The 21,358-nt window shown below is 51.2% G+C and carries 22 protein-coding genes; 20 read left to right on the forward strand and 2 right to left on the reverse strand.

Annotation, left to right across the window (positions count from 1 at the left end):
* Positions 1 to 14 precede the first annotated feature (14 nt).
* From CGZ75_RS02850 to sigE, 5 genes are all read left to right on the forward strand, one after another.
* Entirely contained in the window at positions 15 to 779 is a 765-nt protein-coding gene (locus CGZ75_RS02850) for a cell division protein FtsQ/DivIB (RefSeq protein ID WP_089522780.1), read from the forward strand.
* Positions 780 to 1,095: 316 nt separating this feature from the next.
* Positions 1,096 to 2,337, forward strand: coding sequence for a cell division protein FtsA (gene ftsA, locus CGZ75_RS02855; protein ID WP_089522781.1), 1,242 nt, complete (start codon positions 1,096 to 1,098; stop codon positions 2,335 to 2,337).
* A 14-nt stretch (positions 2,338 to 2,351) separates the two neighbouring features.
* Positions 2,352 to 3,467 (forward strand): cell division protein FtsZ, encoded by a 1,116-nt coding sequence (ftsZ, locus tag CGZ75_RS02860; RefSeq protein ID WP_089522782.1) that lies wholly within the window; start codon positions 2,352 to 2,354, stop codon positions 3,465 to 3,467.
* Between the two features lie 217 nt (positions 3,468 to 3,684).
* A complete protein-coding gene (gene spoIIGA / locus CGZ75_RS02865) occupies positions 3,685 to 4,611 on the forward strand; it encodes a sigma-E processing peptidase SpoIIGA (protein ID WP_089522783.1) in 927 nt (308 codons plus the stop codon).
* A 28-nt stretch (positions 4,612 to 4,639) separates the two neighbouring features.
* Positions 4,640 to 5,362 carry an RNA polymerase sporulation sigma factor SigE gene (gene sigE / locus CGZ75_RS02870; protein WP_089522784.1) on the forward strand — a complete coding sequence of 241 codons (723 nt, stop codon included), beginning with the start codon at positions 4,640 to 4,642 and terminating at the stop codon, positions 5,360 to 5,362.
* Positions 5,363 to 5,494: 132 nt separating this feature from the next.
* Here sigE and CGZ75_RS02875 read toward each other — a convergent pair whose 3' ends face one another.
* Entirely contained in the window at positions 5,495 to 6,832 is a 1,338-nt protein-coding gene (locus tag CGZ75_RS02875) for an NAD(P)/FAD-dependent oxidoreductase (RefSeq protein WP_089522785.1), read from the reverse strand.
* 286 nt (positions 6,833 to 7,118) lie between these two features.
* Here CGZ75_RS02875 and CGZ75_RS02880 point away from each other — a divergent pair, with 286 nt between their 5' ends.
* The 3 genes from CGZ75_RS02880 to CGZ75_RS02890 all read left to right on the forward strand — a co-directional run bounded on the left by CGZ75_RS02880 (position 7,119) and on the right by CGZ75_RS02890 (position 10,775).
* A complete protein-coding gene (locus CGZ75_RS02880) occupies positions 7,119 to 7,817 on the forward strand; it encodes an ankyrin repeat domain-containing protein (protein WP_089522786.1) in 699 nt (232 codons plus the stop codon).
* A 129-nt stretch (positions 7,818 to 7,946) separates the two neighbouring features.
* Complete coding sequence (locus tag CGZ75_RS02885) at positions 7,947 to 9,665, forward strand: ABC transporter ATP-binding protein (protein ID WP_089524522.1); 1,719 nt, start codon at positions 7,947 to 7,949, stop codon at positions 9,663 to 9,665.
* 135 nt (positions 9,666 to 9,800) lie between these two features.
* The gene (locus tag CGZ75_RS02890) at positions 9,801 to 10,775 is read left to right on the forward strand and encodes a D-2-hydroxyacid dehydrogenase family protein (protein WP_089522787.1); all 975 of its coding nucleotides are present in this window, start codon (positions 9,801 to 9,803) and stop codon (positions 10,773 to 10,775) included.
* Between the two features lie 127 nt (positions 10,776 to 10,902).
* Here the strand turns inward: CGZ75_RS02890 and CGZ75_RS02895 are convergent, their stop codons facing one another.
* Positions 10,903 to 12,219, reverse strand: coding sequence for a polysaccharide deacetylase family protein (locus CGZ75_RS02895; RefSeq protein ID WP_089522788.1), 1,317 nt, complete (start codon positions 12,217 to 12,219; stop codon positions 10,903 to 10,905).
* A gap of 251 nt (positions 12,220 to 12,470) precedes the next feature.
* Here CGZ75_RS02895 and CGZ75_RS02900 point away from each other — a divergent pair, with 251 nt between their 5' ends.
* The 12 genes from CGZ75_RS02900 to CGZ75_RS02955 all read left to right on the forward strand — a co-directional run bounded on the left by CGZ75_RS02900 (position 12,471) and on the right by CGZ75_RS02955 (position 20,922).
* Entirely contained in the window at positions 12,471 to 12,902 is a 432-nt protein-coding gene (locus CGZ75_RS02900) for a GntR family transcriptional regulator (protein ID WP_089522789.1), read from the forward strand.
* Positions 12,899 to 13,588 carry an ATP-binding cassette domain-containing protein gene (locus tag CGZ75_RS02905; RefSeq protein WP_089522790.1) on the forward strand — a complete coding sequence of 230 codons (690 nt, stop codon included), beginning with the start codon at positions 12,899 to 12,901 and terminating at the stop codon, positions 13,586 to 13,588. Before CGZ75_RS02900 ends, CGZ75_RS02905 begins: the two co-directional genes overlap by 4 nt.
* Positions 13,585 to 14,406 (forward strand): hypothetical protein, encoded by an 822-nt coding sequence (locus CGZ75_RS02910; protein ID WP_089522791.1) that lies wholly within the window; start codon positions 13,585 to 13,587, stop codon positions 14,404 to 14,406. Before CGZ75_RS02905 ends, CGZ75_RS02910 begins: the two co-directional genes overlap by 4 nt.
* A 10-nt stretch (positions 14,407 to 14,416) precedes the next feature.
* Positions 14,417 to 15,574, forward strand: coding sequence for a hypothetical protein (locus tag CGZ75_RS02915; protein WP_089522792.1), 1,158 nt, complete (start codon positions 14,417 to 14,419; stop codon positions 15,572 to 15,574).
* Positions 15,575 to 15,776: 202 nt separating this feature from the next.
* Positions 15,777 to 16,559, forward strand: a complete 783-nt coding sequence (gene sigG / locus CGZ75_RS02920) for an RNA polymerase sporulation sigma factor SigG (RefSeq protein ID WP_089524523.1) — start codon at positions 15,777 to 15,779, stop codon at positions 16,557 to 16,559.
* Between the two features lie 156 nt (positions 16,560 to 16,715).
* Entirely contained in the window at positions 16,716 to 17,012 is a 297-nt protein-coding gene (locus CGZ75_RS02925) for a YlmC/YmxH family sporulation protein (RefSeq protein WP_089524524.1), read from the forward strand.
* Positions 17,013 to 17,136: 124 nt separating this feature from the next.
* Positions 17,137 to 17,943 carry a peptidoglycan editing factor PgeF gene (pgeF, locus tag CGZ75_RS02930; protein WP_342745637.1) on the forward strand — a complete coding sequence of 269 codons (807 nt, stop codon included), beginning with the start codon at positions 17,137 to 17,139 and terminating at the stop codon, positions 17,941 to 17,943.
* Positions 17,944 to 17,948: 5 nt separating this feature from the next.
* Entirely contained in the window at positions 17,949 to 18,680 is a 732-nt protein-coding gene (locus tag CGZ75_RS02935) for a YggS family pyridoxal phosphate-dependent enzyme (RefSeq protein ID WP_089524525.1), read from the forward strand.
* Positions 18,677 to 19,120 (forward strand): cell division protein SepF, encoded by a 444-nt coding sequence (locus tag CGZ75_RS02940; protein WP_089522794.1) that lies wholly within the window; start codon positions 18,677 to 18,679, stop codon positions 19,118 to 19,120. Before CGZ75_RS02935 ends, CGZ75_RS02940 begins: the two co-directional genes overlap by 4 nt.
* Before the next feature lie 13 nt (positions 19,121 to 19,133).
* Positions 19,134 to 19,409 (forward strand): YggT family protein, encoded by a 276-nt coding sequence (locus CGZ75_RS02945; RefSeq protein ID WP_089522795.1) that lies wholly within the window; start codon positions 19,134 to 19,136, stop codon positions 19,407 to 19,409.
* Between the two features lie 4 nt (positions 19,410 to 19,413).
* Entirely contained in the window at positions 19,414 to 20,193 is a 780-nt protein-coding gene (locus CGZ75_RS02950; protein ID WP_089522796.1) for a YlmH family RNA-binding protein, read from the forward strand.
* Between the two features lie 231 nt (positions 20,194 to 20,424).
* Positions 20,425 to 20,922, forward strand: a complete 498-nt coding sequence (locus CGZ75_RS02955; RefSeq protein ID WP_089522797.1) for a DivIVA domain-containing protein — start codon at positions 20,425 to 20,427, stop codon at positions 20,920 to 20,922.
* Positions 20,923 to 21,358: the final 436 nt, after the last annotated feature.

Below are 21,358 nucleotides of genomic sequence, written 5' to 3' on the forward strand. Positions count from 1 at the left end.
GAGGAGGGACAAGCTTGTCCGAACTGATTCCGCTGCTGAAGGAGCCGCCGCCCAAAAAGCGTGGTAGCCGCAAGCTAATGCTCATACTGGTGCTTCTATTTCTTATTCTATTATCGATCTTGTTTTTCAATTCCAATATAAGCAAGGTTTCTGTCGTCACGATCGAGGGCGAGCAGTTCACCAAGGAGACTGACATCCGTAATGCCGCCAGCGTGCGACCCGGGGATGCTTTCTTCGGCACGATGGCGAGCACCGTAGAGCAGCGGATCGCTTCTCTTGGTTCAGTCAAGCAGGCTAAGGTGGAGAAGACTTTTCCCGGCCAAATACGAATTATCGTAAAGGAATATCCTGCTGTAGCTTTCGAGATGGATGACGCCGGACGGCTCAGCGCGATCTTGGCCAGCGGGACCATCATAGGAGCGGATACGGGCAGCGCTGTCGTGGACAAGCCGGTACTTTCGGGCTGGCGCAAGGATGACCCAATCAAGAAGAAGTTATGCCAGGCGCTGGCGGCAATTCCGGCGCAGGAGCTGAACCAGCTGTCAGAGATCAGTCCGTCCCCGACGGAATCGTATCCGGATCGCATCCGCATTTACACCCGATCTGGCTTCGAGGTCATTACAGCCGCTTCTCTCTTGAAGGACAAGCTGCTTACGCTGAACTCCGTCGTGGAGGAGCGAGCCCCGGGACGCGTGACCTTGCTGCTTGCAGATACGTACTCTCCTTTCCAGACTGAATCGGAGGAAGGCGAGCAGAAAGAGGGTGCGGACGCTCCCTGAGAGGGGTTGCCGACGTTCCTCGCCCTTTTATTTCGTTTCAAATAATGGTAGAATTTAAGATATGCTTTTTTTCAATAGGCTGTTATTTATCCAATTGGGATAACTGCTTGCAAGGTCACATCAAAGTCCTTTTATTATAAGGGCGGAGAAGCTAGTTTTGCTTGTTCTCTCTCAATGCTGGGATGAATTACCTGGTGAAAAAAATGTTGAAAAAAGAGGGAAAATATCAACAGTGTGGAATATGTAGAACAGATTAATTTCCCGAATGCAGATAGAAATCGATATTATAGCGACCCGGAATGGAGGTGCCGCGGAATTGAGCAGCAATGACATCATTGTCAGTTTGGACATCGGTACATCCAAGGTTCGAGTTATTATTGGTGAAGTGAACAACGGAGCCATTAATATAATTGGAGTTGGATCTGCCGACTCGGAAGGAATTCGCAAGGGAGCCATCGTTGATATTGACCAGACGGTCAAGTCGATCCGCAGCGCGGTAGAACACGCGGAACGCATGGTGGATATCGAAATTTCTGATGTGTACGTAGGTGTACAGGGTAATCATATCGCTTTACAGAGCAACCACGGCGTTGTCGCGGTGTCGAATGAGGATCGCGAGATCGGAGACGAAGATATTGAGCGTGTCCTGCAGGCTGCTAAGGTAGTCGCTCTGCCGCCGGAACGCGAGATTGTCAATCTCGTTCCCAAACAGTTTTTAGTGGATGGATTAGAGGGCATCTCGGACCCGCGCGGTATGATTGGCGTGCGGCTAGAGGTGGAGGCTACCATCGTAACCGGAGCCAAGACGGCCATACATAATTTAATTCGTTGTGTAGAGAAAGCTGGCCTGCACATTTCAGGCATCATTCTCATGTCGCTGGCTTCCGGCGTGATGTCTCTGAGCAAAGACGAGAAGTCGATGGGCACGGTTCTTGTTGATATCGGCGCGGGTTCTACGACGCTCGCTATCTTCGAAGATGGTGGCCTAGTAGCTTCCTCGACGTTGCCGGTAGGCGGAGAATTCGTAACCAACGACATCTCCTACGGACTGCGCACACAAACGGAGCAGGCTGAGAAAATCAAGCTCAAATACGGCTGCGCATCCGTGTCGGATTCTGCCGAAGATCAGCGGTTTAAGATTACGCGGCTTGGCTCCAACGTGGAGAAGGAATTTTCCCAGGTGGACTTGGCCAACATTATTGAACCGCGTATGTCTGAGATCTTCTACCTGATCCGTCAGGAAGTGCGTCGGCTTGGATATGGCAGCAAAGTTCAAGGCTATGTACTTACAGGAGGCTCCGTCAATCTGCCGGGCACCCTTACCGTAGCTCAGCATGAGCTTGAATCATCGGTGCGGATTGCCGTACCGGACTTCATCGGCGTGCGTGATCCGGCATTCGGCAGCGGTGTCGGCATGATCCAGTACGTTAGCAAGCACATGACGATTCACAGCTCGGGAGCGGTCAAGAAGCAGGCAAGCCGCAAGACGGGAACCGCAGCCCCCGCTAAACCCGGCATGATTGAACGAATCAAGAATATGTTCAGTGAATTCATCTGATCGGGGGAAATAGAATGTTGGAGTTCGATATTGACCTAGAACAACTGGCACAAATTAAAGTCATCGGTGTCGGGGGCGGCGGCAGCAATGCGGTGAACCGGATGATCGACAACGGCGTCAAGGGAGTAGAGTTCATTACGGTGAACACGGATGCCCAGGCGCTGCATCTCGCCAAGTCGGAGCATAAGCTCCAAATCGGGGACAAGCTAACGCGTGGTCTCGGTGCGGGTGCCAATCCTGATGTCGGCAAAAAAGCTGCTGAAGAGTCCCGCGACCTCGTCGCCAGCACGCTCAAGGGCGCTGACATGGTATTCGTCACGGCAGGCATGGGCGGCGGTACCGGAACGGGAGCAGCTCCAGTTATCGCTGAGATTGCCCGCGAATGCGGCGCTCTGACGGTAGGTGTCGTAACCCGGCCGTTCACCTTTGAAGGCCGCAAGCGCTCCAACCAAGCAGAGCTTGGCATCGAAGCGCTTAAGGAAAAAGTCGACACGCTTATCATCATTCCTAATGATCGTTTGCTGGAAATTGTCGACAAAAAGACGCCGATGCTTGAAGCATTCCGCGAAGCCGACAATGTACTGCGTCAAGCGGTTCAGGGCATTTCCGACCTGATCGCCGTACCCGGCTTGATCAACCTTGACTTCGCTGACGTTAAGACGATTATGACCGAGCGCGGTTCCGCGCTGATGGGCATCGGTATCGCCACTGGCGAGAACCGTGCTGCTGAAGCCGCCCGCAAGGCGATTCAAAGCCCACTTCTGGAGACATCCATCGACGGCGCTCGCGGTGTTATCATGAACATCACCGGCGGCGCGAATCTTTCGCTGTACGAGGTCAATGAAGCGGCTGAGATCGTAATCGAAGCTTCCGACCCTGAAGTGAATATGATTTTCGGTGCGATCATCGACGAGGATCTGAAGGATGAGATTAAGGTTACGGTCATCGCTACCGGCTTCGAGCACAAGGCAGCCCCAGTGCCGATGCGCCGTCCGACCGCTCAATCCTCTGCTCCTGAGGCTCCAGAGCAGCGCCAGCCGGCTGCAACTCCGAAGCCGTTCAACAATTCTTCCAGCGACCAGCTGGAGATTCCAGCTTTCCTCCGCAATCGCCCGCGCGGCGACCGCTAGATGAAGGCTCGCAAGTCCTAGTTCTCATATCTATTCCAGAACCGCCTTTCCCTTCAGGGAGAGGCGGTTTTTTCCTTTTTTCGAGCCCCCGGCTATCGACAAAAATAGAGCGCTTTGAGCGGCAGGTTTAGACAGACATTGAGCCTGTGGCGAACTATACTGAGTTCATTCGTTCTCCGGGTATGCTCGAACAGCGAATAGAGGAAGGTGAGCCTCGCTGGCCGTATATGTTGACGTGCTATTTTTGAGAGAGATGCTCGTAGACGGCTCTATGCTGCTGCTGACAGCCTGGATTCGGGGAGTGAGGGCCAGACCGCTGCGCGTGCTGGCTGCGGCTGCGATTGGAGCCGTGTACGTTGTGCTGATGCTGTTTCCGCCGTTGTCTTTTCTTTTCACCGTAGTTGTTAAGGTGGCAATCTCTTTTGCCATGCTGCTGGTAGCTTTCGGCTTTCAGGATACCCGCAGCTTTCTGCGTTATATCGGAGCTTTTTATGCGGTCAATTTCGTTGCGGCAGGGGCTGTACTCGGTATCCATTATTTGCTTCTTTCTGGATCGGACGAGGTATGGAACACGATGCGCTTTTTGCAGAACGGAATTTCGACTGAGCTGGAAATGGGGGCCTGGTTCGTCATCTGTGTCGTCTGCATCGGCTTGTACTTGTTAAAATCTGTCGTTGCCGGCCGCAGGCAAAAGGAACTTGTCCTTACTCATCTGGCTGAAGTTACGATCATTATTGGAGAAAGCGAATATCACTGCATCGGACTGGTAGATACGGGCAACCAGCTGTACGACCCGCTGTCGCGTACGCCTGTGATGGTTATGGAAGCTTCACTTTGGGAGGACGATATTCCTCCGGGATGGATGAAGGGAATTCGCGAGTGTCAGGTGGATCGGCTCGTGTCTGGTCTCGGAGAGGACGAGTTCAAGTGGCAGGATCGCATTCGTCTGGTCCCTTACCGAGGAATCAACAAGGGAACCCAGTTCATGCTGGCGATCAAGCCGGATGGTGTAGTTATTGAAAGAGAAGGGATTCGCAGTGAATCCAGTAAAGTTTTGATCGGGCTCGATGGCGGCAAGCTGGTCGCGGACGGTTCGTACCGCGCAATTATACATCCCTCCCTGGTAGAGAACCGGGCGGGCTGAACGATCTTGAATCGAGGAGATGGATCCCATGATGGTGAAGCTGCGCTTAAATTTTCAATTGTATTATTATCGGTTGTTGTTCCTGCTTGGTCTCAAAAGTCAGGAAATCTACTATATCGGTGGCAGCGAGGCGCTGCCTCCCCCTCTTACCCGCGAGGAAGAGGAGTATCTGCTAGAGCGGCTGCCCTCCGGCGACAGCGCGATTCGCGCGATGCTGATCGAGCGAAATCTGCGGCTCGTCGTTTATATCGCGCGTAAGTTTGAGAACACTGGCATCCACATCGAGGATCTGGTGTCGATTGGTGCGATCGGCTTAATCAAGGCGGTCAACACCTTTGATCCCGAGAAAAAGATCAAGCTGGCCACGTACGCCTCGCGCTGCATCGAGAACGAGATTCTAATGTTCCTGCGCCGCAATAGCAAAACTCGCACAGAGGTGTCATTCGACGAGCCGCTTAATATCGACTGGGACGGCAATGAGCTGCTGCTCTCCGATGTGCTAGGAACCGAGAATGATACGATTTATCGTAATATCGAGGAGCAGGTCGACCGCAAACTGCTGCATAAAGCGCTCGACAAATTAACCGAGCGGGAGCGGATCATCATGGAGCTTCGCTTCGGGCTGGCCGACGGAGAAGAGAAAACCCAGAAGGATGTCGCGGATCAGCTGGGTATCTCGCAGTCCTACATTTCCCGTTTGGAAAAGAGGATCATCAAGCGGCTCCGCAAGGAGTTCAATAAGATGGTGTGAGGCATCACGCAAGGCACACCGAAATCGACAAGAGACGCATGCTGAGTTCCCTAAACCGGGAATCAGTTGCGTCTCTTTTATTTCCGAGTCTATCTGTGAGGTCGGCTAATCTCGGCACGAACGAACGCGGAATCACATTAGACTAAGCGCCGCCTGAATACCGCTGGCAGCTGCTTGGGAAAGGGAATGGGTACGGCCGGAGCAATCTCCGATAGCGTATAGGCCGGGCAGAGCCGTCTGGAAGTTAGAATCGGTTTCCAGGCGCGGAGCATAAAACTTGCTGTCCAAAGCATAGAGCAGCGTGTTCTCATCCACGGGGCAGCCGAGCAGCAGCTCAAGCGCATCTAGAAATTCAAGTGTTGCCCGGATATAAAGCTCCGGCATTTCCTCCGTAAGCTGCGCCGGATCAGCTTTCAGCGAAGGCCGGACTGGGTTAGCCTCGAGCGTGAGAGTGGAGGTAGCGCGGCCTGCCCTCAGATCCGCGAGCCGTTGGACAGCAATCCGCTCGCCACCTCGATTTATCGCTCCGATCATCTCGCGAGCGTACTCGTTAGCCTTCTCTAAACTAGGGAACAGCTGCGGAACGAACAAGCTGAAATTCAGATTGCCGCTTTTGCCCCCTTGCTCCCGGAAGTTCTGGCCGTCGGCCATCACCAAGCCCTCTTGGTGTTTGCGGATGATGCGGCCGCTTGGATTCATACAGTAGGTGGTCGCGCTGAAGCCTTCACCGTCATAGCGGAGCTTGGTCTCGAAGGTGTCTTGCAATATTGAATGGAGCTGTCCCCCAGGCATCTCCAAGCGGAGGCCCAGGTCCAGTCGGGTAACGCTTGGTTCCAGGCCAAGTGGACGGAGGATGCTGGTCAGCCAGCCGCTGCCGCTGCGTCCGGTTGCCAGAATCAGCTTGTGCGTATCTACATGTTCACCACTGACCATGCGCAGCCGATAGCCTTCTCCGTTTCTGGAGATGGACTCGATATTGATTTCAAATCTCATTTCAATGGATGAGGCCAGTGCTTGCTGGAATCCATCCAGCACTTTATAGGACAGCTTTGTGCCGAGATGACGGACCGTCGAGGCCAGCAGCTTGAGTCCGCTGTCAGTGGCTCGGCGGGCTAGCTTGTCGCTATGGGTTCGGTATGGTTCCGCTTCTGCAGCACCGTATAGGCATAGCACCCGGTCGACCTCGCTCATCAGCGTCTGCAGCGCATCGGTCTCGAGCATGGACTCCAGCTCACCGCCGAAGTCGCCGGTGAAGTTGTATTTACCCTCGGAGCGTCCGAGGCCGCCGAAGCCGTAATAAGCGGAGCAATCGCTGCAATCGCATCTGAAACTTTGCTTACGCAGGCAGCGGGGATCATTCAGTGCTTTACCTTTATCGAGCAGCAGCACACGGCAGCCGCCCTTTTCCATCAATGTATGAGCAGCAAAGATGCCTCCCACACCGGCACCTATTATCGTTACGTCGTACAAAAAAACGTCCTCCTTATCGCTTCCCGCGGTGTACCGTTCTGAAAAGCGGCCAAGCTTTTGTTATTTTAGCATGCGAGGAAGAAACTGTGGACCTTCGGCAGCTAAAGCACGGTTTTCGGCGCTAATTTTGCATAATTGATTGCACGAAACTTGCTTCTCAGACGAGGTTTTCAAAAAAATTAGCTGCAGTTTATATTTTGTTTATCTTTTCTCTGGTTGCAGTTTCTTTTTGTCCTTTATTCTATAGAAGCGGGCAACAAAAAAGGAACGAATGGAGGATGATTTCATGAGGATTGGGCTCATTATCGCCTTAGCTTGTACGCTCTTTTTACAGGGCTGCTCCTCGGAAAATAGAATTTCTTCACAAAATGAAGGAGGGGAAACGGCAACTATGGATCAACAATTACTCCAGGCTGCAGAACGTAAAGATGCGGCAACACTCGAAAAGTTAATTAAAGACGGCGCCAACATCAATGCTCAGGATTCCAAAGGTAGAACGGCTGCAATGATCGCGACCTACAATAACGATATTGCATCGGCCAAAGTTATTCTCGAGGCAGGTGCTGATGTAAACATTCAAGATGAGATGAAAAACACCCCATTTCTATATGCAGGTGCAGAAGGAAATCTTGAAATTTTAAAACTTACCATTGCTGCGGGGGCAGACCCGACCATTACGAATCGCTACAACGGAACCGCTTTGATTCCGGCATCGGAGCACGGTTATACGGGTGTTGTGCAGGAGCTGCTGACGAACACCAAAATTGATGTGAACCATGTCAATCGTCTTGGCTGGACCGCTTTGATGGAAGCAATTGTGTTAAATAACGGCAATGCCAATCAGCAGGAGACAGTGCGGCTATTGATCCAGCATGGAGCAGATGTAAATCTGCCCGATGAAGAAGGGGTCACTCCGCTGAAACATGCGCGGCAAAGAGGCTTCGACGAAATCGTACAGCTATTGGTGCAAGCAGGAGCAAAATAACGAGGAGAGGGGCTAAGCGGCCCCTCTTTTTTACATTTATTATTTGACGGTGAGAAAGATTATCACTACAATGGTTTATATAGGTTTTTATTGCATAAATCAAGCAGAAATGCAGAAATGAGTGAAGAGATGCTCCGCCGATTTTTCTCGCATTACAAACCCTACAAGGGATTGTTTATTCTCGACTTCACTTGTGCCGTTGTCGCCGGCCTCCTGGAGCTGGCATTCCCGCTAGCTGTTAACCGCTTTGTGGATGATCTACTGCCTGGAGGCGATTGGAGCCTTATCGTTTGGGCTTCCATAGGTTTGTTGGCAGTTTATGTTTTGTCAGCGCTGCTCAATTATATCGTCACCTATTGGGGCCATATGCTTGGGATCAATATCGAGACGGACATGCGCCGCAACTTGTTCGCTAAAGTCCAGAAGCTTAGCTTCCGTTTTTTTGACAACAACAAAACAGGCCATCTTATCGGCCGTATGACCAATGATCTCAACGACATCGGAGAGCTAGCGCATCACGGGCCAGAGGACGCCTTCATCGCCGTCATGACGCTGATTGGCTCGTTCGGCCTGATGGCGTATCTCAACCTGGAGCTGGCGATAATCACCTTCGTCATCATTCCCGTGCTGGCATGGATGATCATCTATTTCGGTCAACGCATGAGCCGTACATACGAGCGAATGTTTGGCAATGTCGGCAATTTCAATGCACGTATCGAAGACAATGTTGGCGGCATCCGTGTTGTTCAATCTTTTGCCAACGAGAAGCATGAGAACAAGCTGTTTGCCGTTGAAAATCAAAACTATCGTGAAACAAAGCTTGTGGCTTACAAAACGCTGTCTGCAAGTATGACGCTCAACTATATGATGATGCGCCTCATTACGATTCTGATTCTGTTGTTCGGTGCCTGGTTCTACATTGATGGCCGCATCGAGATCGGCGAGTTCCTGGCGTTCCTGTTGTTATCTAATGTGTTTTTCCGTCCCATTGAGAAAATTAATGCGATCATCGAGACCTATCCGCGGGGCATTGCCGGTTTTACCCGTTATTGCGAGATTATGGACACGGATCCGGACATTAAGGATGCGCCCAACGCAGTGGAGATTGACCGTGTCACGGGCTCGATTGAGTTCAACAACGTCGGTTTCAGCTATGAGTCGGAGCGTCCCATTTTGCAAAACATCAATTTCACCATTAAGCCAGGGGAGACTGTTGCTTTTGTTGGGCCTTCCGGCGCAGGTAAAACGACCATATGCAGCTTGCTGCCGCGCTTCTATGATGTAAATGAAGGTTCGATTAAAGTAGACGGTCGTGATATTCGCGATGTCACCGTGGAATCGCTGCGCCGCAATATCGGTATCGTGCAGCAGGATGTGTTCCTGTTCTCGGGTACGATTCGCGAAAATATCGCCTATGGCGATCTGGATGCGACAGACGAGCAAATCTGGGATGCGGCGCGCCGGGCGTCGCTCGATGAGCTAATTCGCTCTTTGCCAGAAGGCATGGACACGGTGATCGGCGAGCGTGGCGTGAAGCTGTCTGGAGGACAAAAGCAGCGCATGTCTATTGCCCGCATGTTCCTTAAAAATCCGCCGATTCTTATTTTGGATGAGGCGACCTCCGCACTCGACACCGAGACGGAAGCAGCTATTCAGGCTGCGCTTGCGGAGCTGTCTGTCGGCCGCACAACGCTAGTAATTGCACATCGTCTGAGCACAGTCAGAAACGCTGACCGCATTATGGTCGTCAATACGAGCGGTATTGCCGAACAGGGTCGTCACCAGGAGCTGATTGCTGCTGGTGGCATTTACAGCCGACTGCATGTTGCTCAAGCAAGCCAGGCTTAAGCTGCCCCGATTGTTCTAACCGTTGCAAGTCGTTATCGACTCGCAGCGGTTTTTTCTTATTTGAGCTTGTCTGCAGCTATCTTGTACACTGGAATGAGAGAGCGCTGAAGTTAAACATTTGAAGGAGGGTATGTCGTGAGCGAGATTAATTGCACCATTCTGGATGACTATCAGCTTGCAGCGAAGAAATATGGAGATTGGAGCCAATTGGAAAAACGTATTAAGCTACGTGTACACCATGATCATTATGACTCCGTTGATGAGCTGGTGAAGCTGCTAAAGGACGAGCAGATCATTGTCATCATGCGCGAGCGGACGCCGTTTCGGGAGGAGTTACTCGTTCGACTGCCGAAGTTGAAGCTGCTTGTGACAACCGGCATGCGTAATGCTTCCGTTGATCTGGTAGCGGCGGAGCGCCTCGGCATCGCGGTCTGCGGCACGCGTGGGACATCCGAGGCGCCAATTGAGCTGACCTGGGCGCTTATTCTCGGATTAGCCAAGCAGATACGGCACGAGAATGAGGCTTTGCGCGGCGGCGGCTCTTGGCAGAGCACGGTTGGCAGTGATTTGAATGGCCGCACGCTCGGCTTGCTCGGCCTAGGTAAAATCGGCAGCCGCGTGGCGGAGATTGGCCGAGTGTTCGGCATGCGTGTCATGGCGTGGAGCCAGAATTTGACGCCGGAGAAGGCTGCTGATGGAGGAGTGGAGCTGGCGTCATCTAAGGAAGCGCTACTGGAACAGAGTGATTATGTATCAGTCCATCTTGTTTTGAGCGAGCGGACGAGGGGATTGCTCGGTAGAGCAGAGCTGCAGCGGATGAAATCTTCCGCTTATCTGATCAATACTTCCCGAGCTGGCATCATAGATCAGAAGGCGCTGATCGACCATCTGCAGCAGGAGCGAATCGCCGGCGCCGGTCTCGATGTGTTCGATACGGAGCCGCTGCCTGCGGATCATCCGTATCGGACTTTGCCCAATGTGCTGGCAACTCCGCATATTGGCTATGTGACGGACAGTAATTATAAGCTGTATTTTGCCGATGCGGTCGAGGATATTGCAGCTTGGCTGGATGGGAAGCCAATTCGTCCCGTGCAGCCGTATAAGCAATAACTTATAAGCGATAATTAATTTGAGCGTCCGTAATTTTGATTGTGCGACGGTCATTAAGATGCTTTGTAAATTAAAAGTACCTTCCTGACTTTCAGAAGAAAGTCAGGAAGGTACATAGTGTGAAAAATTACTTATAAGCTTGGATACCCAACAAAGTTTCCAAATCGACGATTTTATAGCCGTCTTTCTGTAACGCCTCAATAATGTACGGAAGCGCTTTGACAGTTTCCGATTGTTCCTTCGTAGAGTGCATAAGAATGATGTCTCCGTTTCTTACGTTAGAAACCACATTATTAACGATATTGTCCATTTCCTTTTGCGACCAATCCAGCGTGTCTATTGACCAAAGCACAATGGAGTAACCGTCCTGCTTCGCCGCGGATACGACCTTGTCATCTGTTTCGCCGTATGGTGTTCGCAACATAGCGGGTGCCTTACCAATAATCTCTTTAATTGCATCTTCGGTTTCTTTCAGTTCGGAATGAATTTGATCCGAATTTTTTTTAGTTAAATCAACGTGATTGTAACTGTGGCTTAACACCAAATGACCATTTTCATAGGCTCTTTTTACAACATCCGGATATTGTTTGACGTGCTTACCGATAAAGAAGAAGCTTCCTCTTACCTTATGCTTCTCCAGCGAATCAAGAATAGCCGGCGTTGTCTGATCATCAGGACCGTCGTCAAAAGTTAGGGCGACCCTCTTCTCGTTGGGACCGTTAAGAAATACGTTGTTTTTATGTGTTTTGGCGAAAGTTTTAGTTCTTTTGCGCCAATCCAGCATAGTCGTCCAAGCCTTTGACGATAACGCGTTTGATTTCCCCACAATATCCAATACATAATTTTCTTCGGATACATTTTGGACGCTTCCTGCCGAAAATACGGAAGTATGGTCGACCGAATTTGCTCCTTTTGGGATAATGAATTTTAACTGAATGTCTTGTTTAACGTTGTAAACGTAAATATCGTCCGTTCCGGTTTCGGTTGTTTTGTCAGGGTTGCCAATGGACTTTAGGATACTTTCAAGTGTCAGCTTCTGCAGTCGAAGATCGTAAGAACGAGCGTCGAACAACAACCCGCTTGATTGGTTATAGCCAAAGGAAGAAGCATATCCGTTATACGTTACGTACATACCCGATCCGACCGCGTCGACCTTATCTGGTTCTCCCCATTCTTGTCGTACTTGCTTTATTGTATTTCTGCCAACAATAAATTCGTTGTCTGCTGCTTTTCCTTCCCGTGCTAAATCCAGCAAAAGTCTTGGGAAATCAACGTCTTCGGAAGGCGTTACTGTCGGAGATGCAGAAGGAAGCGCTGTAGAAGCAGCTGTAGATGTAGGTGTAGGTTTTGGCGTTGTTGTCTCGTTCGTAGCTCCGCATGCGGATATAATAAGTATCGTGATTGGGAGTATAATCCATTTCAAAAAACTCTTGAATTTCTTCATTTTTAAACTAAATCCCCTTTGTAAGTTGCGATTGTTGTTTTGAATCGCCCTTTTATTGTAGACAAGCAAATCAGGTTTGAATCGCAGGGCGAATACAGAGCCGAGAAGTTAGGTGGAGGTTTTAACAATATACTATAAATACAGCAATATCCGAAATAAACAACTATTGACAGTTAGGTGTATGAAGGGCATAATACACTTATCAAGTGTATGAACTACTTAGTACACACACTTAATAGGCGAGGTGTGAGATGAACAACGAAGAATGGCCGGAAGCGGCCTTTGGCAGCCGAGATCCGGTGTATTTGCAGGTGGTCCGCCATTTCAAGGAGCTAATAGCTACTGGTTGGCTGAAAGCCGGGCAGACCGTACCGTCCCGGCGTGAACTTGCTTCCCGAATGAAAATTAATCCGAACACGGCGCAGAAAGCCTACAAGGAAATGGAGGAACAGAAATTGATCGTGACCGAGGGCAATTCCCCAAGCCGGATTACAAGTGATGCCACGACACTTCGGGCAATCCGTTCCGAGCTGTTAGGCGAGGCGGTGGAGGCGTTTGTGCAGTCCGTTCGCCGTTTGGAAGCTCCTGTTGATGAGCTAGTGGAGCTGGTGCGTGAGAAATACGAGAGGCATCCGCAGCCGACAGGCGCGGAGTTTGAGAACGGAAAGGAAGGCGGAGCATGATCGAAGTCAGCGATATTCGCAAAACTTACCGCCGCAAGAAGGTATTGAACGGCGTATCTTTCAAAGCCGAGAAAGGGCAGATTACTTGTCTAATCGGTCTTAACGGCGCCGGCAAATCTACTATTCTCAAGGCAATTATGGGACTTACACCGCTGAATGGCGGCAGCATTCGCATCGGCGGTCAGGTTTTGACGCCGGAAGTATATAACACAATTGCTTTCATCCCGGATCGGCTTACGATGCCGGGCTCGATGAAGCTGCGCGATGGCTTGCAGTTCATGGCGGACTTTTATCCCCGCTGGAACGCAGAGCGAGCGGAAGATCTGATGAGCTTTTTCCGGCTGGAGCGTGGGGAGCGGATCGGCAGAATGTCCAAGGGCACAGCGGCAAAGTTCAACCTCGTACTCGGCATGGCGCAGGATGTGGACTATGTGCTGATGGATGAGCCATTTTCCGGAATCGATATGTTCAGCCGTGAGATGATTGCCGATGTGTTCACAAGCCAGCTCGTGGAGGATCGGGGCGTACTTATTACAACCCATGAGATCGGCGACATCGAGCATCTGGTTGACCGCGCCGTGCTGCTGCAGGGGGGTCATGTCATCCGTGATTTCAATTGTGAAGACATGCGCAGCGAGGAAGGCAAGTCGGTCATCGACGTGATGAGGGAGGTTTACCGGACTTGAAAACGTATTTGAAGCTGGTACATATGGAAATTTACCGGTTCCGTTTCATCCTGGGCGGCTTGATGGCGTTGACAGCTATCGTTCAACTGCTCGGGACTCAGATTTTTCTGTCAGACCGTCTGAAAACAATCTACGAATCAGCTGCCCGCGAGGGCAAATCGCTAGGCGCGGAATATAGCTTTCCAATGAGAGAGGTATACTCTACTACTGAAGCTTGGATGGTAGTACCGGTCATAATGTGCATTGTGGTGATCAGTCTTTATATTTTCTTGATCTGGTATCGGGACTGGTTCGGCAAGTCGACGTTTGCTTACCGGCTGCTGATGCTCCCCTACCCAAGGTTCACTCTTTATTTGTCGAAGTTTACCGCTCTTATGGTGTTCATATTCAGCCTGCTGGCGCTGCAGATTATCATTGTTGTTTTGCAGATGATGTTGTATTTCTTCCGCGTGCCGGAAGAACTGCGGGTCCCGGTGTCACTAGTCGATATAATCCGATTTTCGGAAACATTCTTTTACATTCCTCTGCAACTGCAAGAATTTCTGCTTTTGTACGGCTTTGGTTCTGTCTTCGTTCTGCTGATGTTCACGACGGTGCTGCTGGAACGCAGTTACCGCTTGAAGGGGCTAATTGCTGGGCTGAGTTATACGCTTGTTACCTTTGCGCTGGTTGCTTGGATGTGGTCAATGGCTGAATCCGATGGATCTTTTCTTTTCCCTTCCGAGCTGCTGCTTGTTACGATCGCACTCATGCTCGGCAATACGGCGTTATCGTTATGGCTTGGCAGATGGCTGCTCCGTACGAAGGTTATGGTTTGAAGGAGGACATATGAAAAAATATTTTTACAGTATCGGATTAGTCGGACTGAGCCTGATTGTGCTTATTGTTTTTGCCGGAGCGGCAATTGCTGAGCGCAAACCTCTCTTTGAGCTGGTCACGCAGGAGGGCAACGCTGAGGTGATGCGAGGGTATGCACTACAAGGAATGGGAGCGCAGTTGACGTCTGACGGAGGAAGACAATGGATGGAACGTAACCTTCTTTCCTTCGGATATAAGGATTCATTGGACACGGATAATTATGATGGCGAGCGCAATGAATTGATTGCTGACTATCGTTCTTTCATGCGAGGCCATCAGCGGGATGATTCCTACTATCGGGACGAGCAAGTAATTATTGGAGCAGACGCTGACAAAGAAAAGTCAGAGGTTCTAGTTCGAATATTGAATCGCTCCGATTCCAAAGTGAGGGAGTTCAAGGTTCCCGTTAAAAGTAACGATAGCATGCGTCAAAGAGTCTATCTCAACATTATCGTTCAGGACATTCAATTGATTGGTAATCGAATTCATCTGTTAGTAAGTGACTATACGAATAGTGGCTGGGCATATACCGATTATGTTGTTGACCGTAAGAGCGGCACTGTTGTCGAGTCCCAAGTTATTTATGTTCCAGAGGAGACGACTGATGTCTTTTTACGGTCGAGTATGGATGTTAAGGCCGAATTCAGGGAGCTGGCCGCTTCACCTATCATTATGTTTAATATCAAAACAATTAAAACCGATTCAAGCGGCTCGGATTCACTTAAGGAATGGCGAATCATGGGTTATGATTACGCCAGCGGTGAAACGTGGAATTTGCCTCAGGAAGGGCTAGATCTGATCAAAAAAGGTTTGGAGCCTACGCTTCATGAAGGCAAGCTATTTATGTACAAAGGTAACTATTCTGGTTCGACAATCCATTTCATGGACCCAAAAACGGGCAAACAAGCCGCAGAGCCGCTCTCTCTGCCGGCCGGTGAAGCCGGTTCAAGATATATTAGATTTGGGGATGGATTCATCTACGTAAGCTTCCGTGATGAAGGTGTTACCAATGTGATTGTTTACGAAGAGGCGACCCGTGCCGTCGCATACAGAGGATTGGTCAAGAAGACTAATCCCAAAGCTGACGCACTGTATTCTTATTTCAGACTCAACTATATAGGGAAATAAGTCTGATCTCCTACAATCTGCCGCGGCCAAGCCTGCGGCATTTTTTTTATTACCCGATAATGTCGAAAATTCCCTGTATCCTGTTGGCTGGATGCGCTTTCCAAGGGTCTGTCACCGCTTGTCTGACGCTTCCGCTGGAGGAATAAAAATGAAGCCCAAGGAGATAATGCTTATTAATGTTTCTCCTTGGGAGGTAGTCACGTTGACCCGAAATAAAGTCGAGATCTGTGGAGTGGATACCGCCAAACTCCCCGTCCTTACCAATGTCGAAATGCGAGAGCTATTCACTGCTCTTCAGACGAAAAATGAGTGGTCTGCCAGAGAGAAACTGGTAAATGGAAACCTTAGGCTGGTCCTCAGCGTCATTCAGCGGTTCAATAACCGCGGAGAGTTTGTAGACGATCTGTTCCAGGTCGGCTGCATCGGACTGATGAAGGCCATTGATAATTTTGATCTGGGCCAAAATGTAAAGTTCTCCACTTACGCTGTGCCGATGATTATCGGCGAGATTCGCCGTTATCTACGTGATAATAACCCGATCCGCGTCTCTCGTTCGTTGCGCGATATTGCTTACAAGGCGCTTCAAGTACGGGACGCGCTGACGAATCAAAACTCACGCGAGCCGACTATTCTTGAGATTGCCGAAGCGCTTGGCGTGCCCAAAGAAGATGTTGTTTTTGCACTGGACGCCATCCAAGATCCGGTGTCGCTGTTCGAGCCGATCTATCATGACGGCGGTGATCCCATCTATGTGATGGATCAGATCAGCGATGATCGCAACAAGGATGTTGGCTGGATCGAAGAAATTGCGCTGCGCGAAGCGATGCACAAGTTGAATCAGCGGGAGAAAATGATTCTCTCGATGCGCTTTTTCGAGGGCAAAACGCAGATGGAGGTTGCCGACGAAATCGGCATTAGCCAGGCTCAAGTTTCTCGTCTGGAGAAGTCGGCCATCCAGCAGCTGCAGAAACATGTCAAAACTTGAACAGCCAGTTGTTCAACTTGTCCAGCTTTAATAGCAGGAGAACTCAAGGCGCCGATCGGCGCCTTTTTTCATGCCTTTATGGGCTGTTCCCCTGTCCTTGCTCATATACTGGAATAGGCAACTTACACCCCAGGACGGGAAGTGCGGCTTATGATCATGAAAATCTCCGACTTTCAGACGAAGGATGTCATCAATATCGTGGATGGTAAAAAGCTGGGCCAGATCAGCGATATGGAAATCGATCTTCGCCAGGGTAGGATTGATTCCATCGTAGTGCCGCATCTCACGAAATTTTTTGGCATGTTCGGCAACGGAACAGAACTAGTCATTCCCTGGCGCAACATTGTGAAGATCGGTGCGGATGTTGTGCTGGTCAGAATGGAAAGCGCAAGCGGCAAAGTTTATCTGGAAGATGAGGACCTTCAAGTCAAGCCGTTGCAGCGACGGGATTAACCCGGCGTTAGCGCGGCTTTCCAGCGTTTATGGGCTCATGGTACACTGGACACGAGGTGAGAATCGGATGGAACCGTTTGTTTCCAAGCATAGATTGGATAAGGCGAAGGAGGCTTCGCTTTTTTTGTTGGAATCGTGGGTAAAAGAAGGAGGAGGCCTCACAGCTGGTTTCACTGGCCGTGAAGGAGGCGCCAGCGTCGCGCCATGGGCTTCGCTGAATATGGGGCTGCATGTCGGAGATGACGATCTCGCAGTTCTCGAAAATCGCAGGCGGCTAGCGGAAGCGATCGGCTGGAGCTTCGAGGCTTTCACCTGCGGCGAGCAGGTCCATGGCTGCGCCGTGCAGGCGGTGGGACCCGCCGATGCTGGCAGCGGCCGGGACAGCCGAACTACGGCCGTTCAAGATACGGACGCACTCATGACCGATGAGCCTGGCGTCCTGCTTGTTTCCTTTTATGGGGATTGTGTGCCGCTTTACTTCTGGGATCCCGTGCGGCGCGTGACCGCTCTTGCCCATGCCGGTTGGAAGGGCACGGTGCTGGAGATCGGTCGCGGGACGATCGAGGCAATGGGAAGCAGCTATGGCTGCAAACCCCAGAATATCCGTACGGCCATCGGGCCGTCAATCGGAGATTGCTGTTATGAGGTTGATGAGAACGTATTATCGCGGGTTCGCCCGTTGCTGGAGGAGATGCGGCAAGCGGACGTGGAAGTTTTTGCGGAGGTAATAACAGACTCCACACCCGGACATGGCTTCCTTAACTTGAAAGAGTTGAACCGACAGATTATGATAAAAGCAGGAATTTTGCCGATGCATATCGAATTATCGGATTGGTGCACCGGTTGCCGCCGCGATCTGTTCTTCTCCCACCGCATGGAGGGAGGGCGAGCGGGCCGCATGGCTAGCTGGATCGGCATGGAGGGCAGGTGACGCTGATGACGCTCGCGGAGCGCAAGGCGGATGTAGAGTTAAGGATTGCGGAGGCATGCCGCCGGGTTGGGAGAGATCCTTCCGAGGTTGGCGTGATCGCCGTAACGAAGTACGTGTCATTAGAGCGGACGCAGGAGGCGCTTGCCGCAGGCTGCTGGCATCTGGGTGAGAATCGCTGGCAAGATGCCCGGGAGAAGTGGCTGGCGCTTGCGGATGAGTATGGAGAGGGCGGTAGCGAGAACGGGAGCAAGGCACCGATCTGGCATTTCATCGGCTCTCTGCAGACGAACAAGGCTAAGGACGTCGTAGGCAGATTTACATATATTCATTCGCTGGACAGGCTTCCGCTTGCGGAAGCGATACACCGCAAGGCCAGCAGTCTGGGCATCACGGTGCCTTGCTTCATCCAGGTTAACGTCTCGGGGGAAGAGTCCAAACATGGCCTGACCCCGGATGGCTTGCAGGAGCTGGCACTGGGATTGCGCGACTATCCGTCGATCCAGCCGATTGGATTGATGACGATGGCGCCGCATGAGGAAGACCCGGAGCTGACGCGCCCGGTTTTCCGCCGGCTGCGGGAGCTGAGGGATGAGGCCAATAGGCTGGGATGGTTTTTAGAGCCGCTGGCCGAGCTATCGATGGGCATGTCCAATGATTTTGAAGTGGCCATTGAAGAAGGCGCCACCCGGGTTCGACTCGGAACCATTCTGGTGGGCAAAGAGGAGGAGCTGATGTGAAGGTGATGAACAAGTTCATGAATTTCCTTGGCTTACAGGATGAGGAAGAGATAATCGAGCGCGAGACGGTGCAATCACAGGACGAGCAGGAAGTTGAAACTTCCCCGGCAGATTTGCGTAAGCAATCCAAAGGCAGCAACATCGTCAGCATTCATTCCCAGAAAAATATGCGTGTCGTACTGAGCGAACCGCGCTCCTATGACGAGGCGCAGGAGATTGCGGATCACTTGAGAAACCGCCGCTCGGTCATCGTGAACCTGCAGCGTGTACGTACCGATCTTGCAGTCCGCATCGTGGACTTCCTAAGCGGTACAGTTTATGCGCTGAATGGCCATATCTCCAAGCTGGGTCCAAATATTTTCTTGTGCACGCCGGATTCGGTTGATGTTCAGGGCACCATAACGGAAATGCTAGCAGACGAAGACTACAGACAAAGATGAGGTGACCTAACCGTTGGGATTCAATTACGTCAGCCTAATTTCAACCCTTGAGACGATCTACAGCTTCTTGATTATCGGTTACATCTTGCTTTCCTGGCTCCCCAACGCCCGAGAGAGCTTCATCGGCGAATTCCTCGGCAAAATTGTCGAGCCTTACCTCAGCATTTTCCGCCGTTTCATCCCGCCGATTGGTGGCATGCTTGATATTAGCCCGATTGTGGCCCTGTTCGCGCTTCGCTTTGTGGCGGCTGGTCTGATCGGAGTTTTAGACTTCTTGTTCGGACGCTGATTAGATGTCAGTTTTTTTTGAACACTTCCTTCCGGAGGAGCGGCCATTCGTGGATCGTGTGCTGGAATGGGTCGAGAGGTCCGCTGGGCTCCATGAGCTCAAGCGGACCGATTTTTTAGATCCACGCCAGCAAAGTATTTTGCAGTCGCTTGCCAATCGGGAGCCTTCCATAACAATCCGGCTTGATGGAGGTTACGAGGGAGCGGAGCGCAGGCGGGCGCTGATCGCCCCGGAGTATCGTTATCTCGAAGCGGAGGATATGAGCATCGTCGTGTTGGACGTTGAAGCTCCCTCTGGCGGCCATCTGGATTTGGATCACGGTGATTATTTGGGCTCTGTACTTGGTCTCGGCATCAAGCGTGATCGAATCGGCGACATTCATGTCGGCCAAGAAGGAGCACAGCTGCTTGTAGCAGCGGAGATCGCAGAGTTCCTTAACATTCATTTGCGCCAGGTGCATCGGGTGAACGTAATGACCGCCATACGGCCGTTGTCCGAGCTTCGACCCGTGACGGCTACTATGGAGGAGATGGCGTTCACTGTTGCCTCAATGCGGCTAGATGGCATCGCCAGCGATGTGTATCGCATCAGCCGCGCTAAAATTGTCGATCCAATCCGCGCCGGGCGCTGCCGCGTTAACTGGAAAGCGGAGGAAGATCCCTCTAAACAGCTGCGTGAAGGAGATGTCGTGTCGATCAAGGGACTCGGCAGATTCAAGCTACTGGAGGTAGATGGCGTAACCAAGAAGGGGCGCATCCGTGTACGCGCAGGCAAGTTTGTCTAGGCGAGTACAGGGATAAGGATGGGCGCTCCGCCCCGGCGGACGGGCTCATCCTTTTTTTAACAGTGTTCATGGCCTGAATGAAAAGATGAGTTCTGCCGATATAGGAGGAAGACGTCTTTTTTTTTCGCGGCATGTGAACTTTGCAGGAAATTGCCTGTACCTGTCGAATTGAATAAGCCACACCATGGACGGCCCAAACATCAGGAATCCATTCAAGCAGGAGGTGCCCCAATGCCGCTGACGCCATTGGACATACATAACAAGGAGTTTGGAAGACGACTCCGCGGCTATGACGAGGACCAGGTCAATGAGTTTCTGGATCAGGTCATCAAGGACTATGAAGCGCTGATCCGTGAGAACAAGGATTTGCAGAACCAGATCCTCAATCTTCAGGAGAAGCTCAACCACTTCTCCAATATCGAGGAGACGCTTAGCAAGACGATCATCGTTGCCCAGGAAGCAGCTGATGAGGTGAGGGGAAATGCTAAGAAAGAGGCTCAGCTCATCATCAAGGAATCAGAGAAGAACGCGGACCGCATCATCAATGATTCTCTGATGAAGTCTCGCAAAGTTTCGCTGGAGGTCGAGGAGCTCAAAAAGCAGGCTTCCATTTACCGTACACGTTTCCGTACACTGGTTGAAGCTCAGCTGGAGTTGCTCTCCCAGGATGGCTGGGATAAGCTGGAGAATGCATCTAGCAGCTTGTCGCTTGAGCAGTCTAACCGCTAATTTATTTTCCCCCGACAATGGGGGATTTTTTTATAGTGCATACAGGTTTCGGCTGGGTCGTGCCTCTGGCGGTTGACACCTTTTAACCCAATAGGGTATAAAGTAGTATAGAAAAGCTTATGTTTGACCAACAATGTGAACATCAACTTCATTGACGAGAACAAGCAAGCTGCGGGGAAGTCCCTCAGAGAGCCGGCCATAGTGCTGCAAGTCGGCGTTCGGAACCCAGCCATGTATCCTCTCCGAGAAGCGCTGCCGAAGCGGTCTGGATTTCCAAATGGAATTCAGCCACAGTAAGCCGCGCCGGATGTCCTCCGTTACAGGGAACGCGGACCGGTTACAATTCGATCCGCTGCCGAGGAACGCCCCATTTCCACTACAATCGCACCCGTTTATGGGATGCCTGCAGTAGCGTTTATGGACCCGCGTTCGATCT

This window comes from Paenibacillus herberti (genome assembly GCF_002233675.1).
Lineage (GTDB): Bacteria > Bacillota > Bacilli > Paenibacillales > Paenibacillaceae > Paenibacillus_O > Paenibacillus_O herberti.